A 260-nucleotide genomic window follows, 5' to 3' on the forward strand; every position below is an offset into this window, starting at 1 on the left:
CTGGCTGCACAGGTTGAGTTGATGTCAGGAAAAAGGCGTGCACGGTGCAAACCGGCACGCCTTTTCGTTTCAGCGCCCGGCTTCGACGCGGCTCGCTGCGTGCGCGGCCTGCGCGCCGTCGATCACGCGATGCCCGGCCTCGATCGTGACGATCGCATCGCAACGCTTCGCCAGCTCGATGTCGTGCGTGACGAGCACGAGCGTCGCGCCATTCGCACGGTTCAGTTCGAACATCAGGTCGATGACGGCGTGGCCCGTGG

At 65.0% G+C, this 260-nt stretch carries 1 pseudogene; it reads right to left on the reverse strand.

Features of this window, described 5'->3' with window-relative positions:
- Positions 1–69: 69 nt before the first annotated feature.
- A pseudogene (locus tag SB751_RS32130) lies at positions 70–260 on the reverse strand (hypothetical protein); the annotation flags it as partial.

Source organism: Cupriavidus sp. SIMBA_020 (assembly GCF_046535395.1).
In the GTDB taxonomy this organism is placed as follows: Bacteria; Pseudomonadota; Gammaproteobacteria; order Burkholderiales; family Burkholderiaceae; genus Cupriavidus; species Cupriavidus campinensis.